Origin of the sequence: Anabaena sp. 4-3, assembly GCF_001597745.1 — a bacterium.
Classification (GTDB): Bacteria; Cyanobacteriota; Cyanobacteriia; order Cyanobacteriales; family Nostocaceae; genus Trichormus.
On record NZ_LUHJ01000068.1, the window covers coordinates 97564 to 103563 of the forward strand.

Genomic DNA, 6000 nt, shown 5'->3' on the forward strand with positions numbered 1-6000 from the left:
AATTTTTTCTCAATTTTCTATCTTAATTATCACTATTCTATTGTAGAATTATATATTGATAATTAATTATTGCCATAAGTTTGGGCTAATCAACCAGGAATCAAGATTTGATTTAGCGGTATACCTATTTGCTCGCGTCCGTAGAAGTCATACACTTGTATGTGCAGAGGAATTACTTAGGTAAACCAGTCATGAACATGAAAACCTTTATTTTGCTTAAGTGTTTATACTGAAAACAGCAATAAATAGAATTTGCCAAAGTAAAACTATTATGTATTCTTAATCCGAAAAAGGCAAATTATTAGTTATAGCAATTAAATTTAACTGTGATTACTTAGAGATTACCTTAACTATATGATGCTCAAAAAAATATTCAGTAATTTTACTGTTTAAAAACAACAAAAGCATAGCGTTATTATGAAAGTTCTGATTTACCCAAAATTTATCTGTGTAATTAAAGATATTAAGAGGATATTAAAATTTCAGGTTTTTGTTTGATAAAGAGTAAGACTATACAAATATAGAGAAATATCTCTAGACAGAGTAACTCAATAAATACACGGAAATTTCAATTTGAATCATAGTAATCAGAAAGGCAAAAAGCACAGCAATGAAAATGAGCATTCTGGTCTTTGGGAGTCATAAATTTCTGGCTACGCTTCCCGATCAGATTCATGATGCAAACACTTTTAACTTAAAAGTGATCACTGATTTTAATCAGGTAGTGTCGCATATTCAAATTGCGCCCCCCGATGTCATATTTGTGCAAGCAAGTTTGAAGGGCAGCATCGAACTTTGTAGCTGGTTAAAACAGCAAAGCCAGCTATCCTGGATACATTGCATTCTTGTAGAAGATCGTCAAGAGCAACTCGTAGCTAGAAAGCAACACGGTTGGGAATGGGAATTTGAGATGACGGCTAATGCACTCAACCAGGGTGCAGATGCTTATATTTGGCTGTTAACTCAAGAAGCAGATGATCGCGTAACAACTGCGTCAGCAACCAAAAGCCTAATATTGGGGCAATTAACAGTTGGGTTGCGGAAAGCGCAAAAGTATCGGGAACTGATGAATACGAATGATCTCCTGTCAGCGATCGCCTTAGCTGATTCCTTAACAGATTTAAACAATCGTCGGGCTTTAGAATGGGATTTACCCAGACAAATCAACAAAGCCCGCAGTCAAAATCTGTCATTGAGCTTGATTATTCTGGATGTAGACTATTTCAAGAGAGTTAACGATCAGCATGGGCATTTAGTAGGCGATCGCCTGTTACAATTATTATGCGCTCGTCTGCGCCACAATTTGCGCTCTCAAGACACCGCCTTCCGTTATGGGGGTGAGGAATTTGTGGTAGTTTTGGCTCAGACTACCAGTGAAGAAGCGCAAAAAGTAGCTGAACGCCTGAATCGCGTAGTCAGAAAGAAAGGATTTGCTATTAATAATAAATTAACTCTCAATATCACTATTAGTTTAGGAGTAGCCAGTCTCGAACCAAGTGACGACGACAATGGTATGAGTTTGTTAGATCGTGCTGATCAATGTTTATTAGCAGCTAAAGCCGGTGGACGTAACCAAGTGATTAATTGGGAGCAATTATCTGCCATCTCAGAACTCAAAGCGGTTTCTTAAACAAGTCTTTATTCATGAATGATTAGCCATGAGGCAAGGGATGTTTCTCTTTTGCACCGCTAAACCTCTGTCTATTGCTCACCTTTAGCTCATAGCCTCTATTTTACAGTTAGCGATGGCTTGCTGACAAGTGGTAATTGTCGCTCGTTCTCGCATAGCTGCAACTAAAGCTTGATAACTAGGCCAATTTTCTTGTAACAGAGTTTTGGCTTGCAGGACATGAAACCTTTGTTTTTGCTGACAAACAGCATCAGAAAAACCGATAGTTTTTAAAACAGCAGCGAGTTTGCTTTGATCATCAAACCCACCTTCAGCTTGATTAAAGACTAAACTCTCAGCAGCAATACCAGCCATCCACACAGTAGAGTAACGCTCTAACATTTGGGTAGTGATTTTACCCTGCTGTAACTGGGATGCTAACTCTTCATCATTAACAGTAACACCACCTTGTCCTGGTTGTCCTTGTTTCCAAGCTTCCCAAGCACTGAGAGTATAGCCTGTAACGGGGATACCTAAAAGGTGCGCTACCAGAAAATGTCCAGCTTCGTGGTGAATAATGCGATCGCGATGTTGTGGTGAAAAACTCGCAATCCAATCTAAAAAAATAGTACCACCCTTGCCTTGTAAACTAAAACTATCAAAAGTTGCTATGCCCAAAATAGTGAAAGTAGCAACGGCGGGAATTGTAGGAGATAAATTAATTAACGGCCCCAATAAAGCCGATAAAGTCATGATAAAAACAGAGATGGCAACTAGATTTAGGGCAGTTTGACTCATTTTTATCGAGGAAATAGTTGACTGTTGATGGTTGACTGTTGACTGTTGACTGTTGACTAATGACCAATAACTAATGACTAATGACTAATGACCAATGACTAACTTAATCTTTCTTAATTATCTTAACCGATACTCGATTCCTCAAGCTCTATGCCGAATGTTAGAAATAAAAAAGGAGTATGCCATGAAGAAAAGATGATAAACTCACGGGTAGAGTCACAAAAAGATAATCCCAGAGATTGGTTTTGGCCGTTCTGGCTGGCTTTACCAGTGTATCCCTACAGCAGACGGCGCACACTTTGCCGAGAAATAGTCAAAGACACCATCTGGACATTCGAGCAGCTTCACGGCATCCTATATACTATAGTGCCGATTCGGATGACAGTAATCAAGCTGGATGCAGGTGGGTTGCTGGTATATGCACCTATAGCTCCGACTGTTGAATGTGTTCGCCTAGTGAATAATTTAGTCGCCAAACACGGAGCAGTTAAATATATTATTCTGCCTACCAGTTCTGGTTTAGAACATAAAATCTTTGTCGGGCCTTTTGCAAGACAGTTTCCCGCAGCGCGGGTATTTGTTGCACCGCATCAGTGGAGTTTTCCTTTTAATCTACCATTGAGTTGGCTAGGGTTTCCGCAAAAACGCACCCATATACTACCAGAAGATAGTAGTCAAGCCCCCTTTGGTGATGAGTTAGACTATGCAATTTTAGACATTAATTTGGGGAGGGGTTCATTTGTAGAAGTGGCGATGTATCACAGGCGATCGCATACTTTACTTGTGACTGATTCTGTGTTATCAATACCAGAAGAACCACCAGAAATCTTACAATTAGATCCTTACCCCTTACTGTTTCACGCCAGGGAAAACGCACACCAACCGATTGCAGATAATCCCGCCAACCGTCGCCAAGGATGGCAAAGAATTTGTTTATTTGCCATATATTTTCGTCCTAGTGCAATGGAAATCACAGGATGGGGTGAAATGTTGCGCGATGCCATCAAAGCCCCAAATCATGCACCAAAAGCCTACTTTGGTTTATTTCCCTTTCGTTGGCGAGAAAATTGGCAACAGACATTTACTGCTTTACGGGGAAATGGTAGACCATTTGTAGCACCAATACTGCAAACCCTGATACTTCCCCAAGCACCGCAACAAGTAATAATTTGGGCGGAACAAGTGGCGCAATGGGATTTTCAACAGATTATTTCCTGTCACTTTGATGCGCCATTTGCAGCGACACCTGAGCAATTTCGTCAAGCCTTCACTTTTTTAGAGAAGAATTCGGCTGTTAATAGTTATCAATCTCTATTATATGAAGATATGAAATTTATTCAAGAGTTAGAGAGTAATTTAGTCAAGCGAGGTATTGCTACCCCGGCGAAGGAGAAGGTTTAATTTATCTCACGCAGAGACGCAGAGGAGGACACTTGCGTGGGCGGCTTTGCCGACTTGAGCAAAGTGTCCGTCGCGCAGAGAGGAAGAGGATCATTAAGTTTTTTATCTGCGTTTATCTGCGTTCATCTGCGTTCGATATATTTCCAAACCTCTCCCTGAAGAGAAAGGGTTTAATATTCTTACTCAAAAACTACGGTGCGATTACCATAAACTAAGACTCTATTTTGTAAATGTAATCGCACTGCTCTAGCTAAAACAACTCGTTCTAAATCTTTACCTTTTCTAATTAAATCATCAATATCGTCGCGGTGGCTAACTCTGACTACATCTTGCTCAATAATTGGCCCTGCATCTAATTCTGGAGTAGCATAGTGGGCTGTAGCACCAATAATTTTTACCCCACGTTCAAAGGCGCGATGATAGGGATTTGCTCCTACAAATGCTGGTAAAAATGAGTGATGTATATTAATTATTTGGGGGAATTTAGTAATAAAATCTGGGCTGACGATTTGCATATATTTCGCCAAAACAACTAAATCAATTTTGTAATTTTGTAGTAATTCTAGTTGTTTTATTTCTTGTTCGGCTTTGTTATCTTTGCTGATAGGTATGTGATGAAATTCGATGTTAAATTGGTCAGCTACGGTTTTTAAATTAGGATGATTACTAATAATTAAGGGGATATCGGCAGCAATTTCTTTAGCACGTTGTCGCCAAATTAAATCATATAAACAATGGTCTTGACGACTTACCCAAATAGCAATACGGGGAATTGTATCAGAAAAGTGTAACTCCCATTTAGCTCCTAAAGGTTGGGCGATCGCATTAAATGCTGGGCCAATTAAATCGCGTGGTAAATTAAACCCATTTAACAGCCATTCAATCCGGCTGAGAAATAAGCCCGCTTCAAAATCTGTATGTTGGTCGGCGTGGATGATGTTACCACCATTAGAATAAATAAAATTGGCAATTTTTGCAACTAATCCCTTTTGATCAGGACAAGATATTAGTAACGTTGCGGTGGGTTGAGTCATAAAACAGCAAAAGGGTGTGAATAAATCTAACTATATTAAATAATTTAATAAGGACTAAAGTCCTTACTACAAACTTGTGTGATTATGGGCTATTTGTTGGTGTTGGTGTAGAAGTCGGTGGTGTAGGAAGAGTTGGTGTAGAGTCTTTCTCACCTTGATTTGTGGGTTGTTTCCACTCGGCTAGTTCTCGATTGACTGCGTTGTTAAAATCTGTGGAAACTAACAGTACATTTATATTACCATCTGGTTGAGTGTTGGGGTCAGCTTGAGCATAGACAAAACGATTGTTAAAATCAGACTTACCCAAAATCAACTGATGGGTTTTCTGATTCTTCAGGTTAATATTGATAGTTGCTTGGGGTTGATCTAAACCAAAGTCTGCCGCTTGGTTAGCTGGAACAGATAAAGTGCGATCGCTCTTACCTTTAACCAACAAATCCGTGAGATAAGCGACAATAGGCTCATGGGCTGGTTCAGATACAGGAGATTTGAGTAGCCACTTAGGGTTACTAGACTGAGGGTTCCGTTCTAAATTCAAGGTGAGTTTTTCAGTCTGGATACTCAAAGACTGTACATCATCTTCTGCAAAAGAGAAAATTTGCTGTTTATTCTCCTTAGCTTCTTGTCGTTGAGTCGCCCCTTGAATTTCATAGAAATACACGAAACCACCCAACCCCAACGCTAATAAAACCAAAATTAAAGTAGTTCTTGGTAGTTTCATTATGTTAGTCATTAGTCATTAGTCATTAGCTTCCTTATCCCCCTCATCCCCTCATCCCCTCATCCCCTCATACCCTCATCTCCTCATCTGCGTTTCCACCAAATCAACACAGCTATTACAAATCCAATTAATGGTAAAACCAACAGCGAGGATATTGTTAACAGGTTAGCTTGTGCTGTTGACAGGTTTATCCGTCGGTTTTTTGGTTCTTTGGGACGAATTGACAGGGGTTGTTCGTCTTGTTGACTTAGCCAAGTAACTGAGTTCAGGAAAACATCACCATTTAATTGCTGTTGAAATATGTTATTGGTAGCAAAATCTGAATTTCCTATGACTACTAACCTTGACTCTTTTGCAGGTTGTTCAGATTTCTGTTCTGGTGTCGGTGATGTTGTTGGTGTGGGTGTCGCTGTCGCCTGAGTTGTTGGTGTCGGTGA

At 39.7% G+C, this 6000-nt stretch carries 5 protein-coding genes and 1 pseudogene; 2 read left to right on the forward strand and 4 right to left on the reverse strand.

Annotation, left to right across the window (positions count from 1 at the left end; all coding sequences use genetic code 11):
* Window positions 1–610 precede the first annotated feature (610 nt).
* Window positions 611–1630 carry a GGDEF domain-containing protein gene (locus A3775_RS19490; RefSeq protein WP_066426378.1) on the forward strand — a complete coding sequence of 340 codons (1020 nt, stop codon included), beginning with the start codon at window positions 611–613 and terminating at the stop codon, window positions 1628–1630.
* Between the two features lie 84 nt (window positions 1631–1714).
* On the opposite strand, the gene A3775_RS19495 is transcribed toward A3775_RS19490, so the two are convergent.
* A complete protein-coding gene (locus A3775_RS19495) occupies window positions 1715–2407 on the reverse strand; it encodes an ATP-dependent Zn protease (RefSeq protein ID WP_066378610.1) in 693 nt (230 codons plus the stop codon).
* Window positions 2408–2602: 195 nt separating this feature from the next.
* Here A3775_RS19495 and A3775_RS19500 point away from each other — a divergent pair, with 195 nt between their 5' ends.
* Window positions 2603–3808: a DUF4336 domain-containing protein gene (locus A3775_RS19500; protein ID WP_066426380.1), complete on the forward strand. Its 1206-nt coding sequence runs from the start codon at window positions 2603–2605 to the stop codon at window positions 3806–3808.
* Window positions 3809–3987: 179 nt separating this feature from the next.
* Here A3775_RS19500 and purU read toward each other — a convergent pair whose 3' ends face one another.
* The 3 genes and pseudogenes from purU to A3775_RS19515 all read right to left on the reverse strand — a co-directional run.
* A complete protein-coding gene (gene purU, locus A3775_RS19505; protein WP_066426382.1) occupies window positions 3988–4842 on the reverse strand; it encodes a formyltetrahydrofolate deformylase in 855 nt (284 codons plus the stop codon).
* An 82-nt stretch (window positions 4843–4924) separates the two neighbouring features.
* Window positions 4925–5563, reverse strand: a complete 639-nt coding sequence (locus A3775_RS19510; RefSeq protein ID WP_066378605.1) for a DUF4340 domain-containing protein — start codon at window positions 5561–5563, stop codon at window positions 4925–4927.
* 83 nt (window positions 5564–5646) lie between these two features.
* Window positions 5647–6000 (reverse strand): annotated as a pseudogene (locus A3775_RS19515) (ABC transporter); the annotation flags it as partial.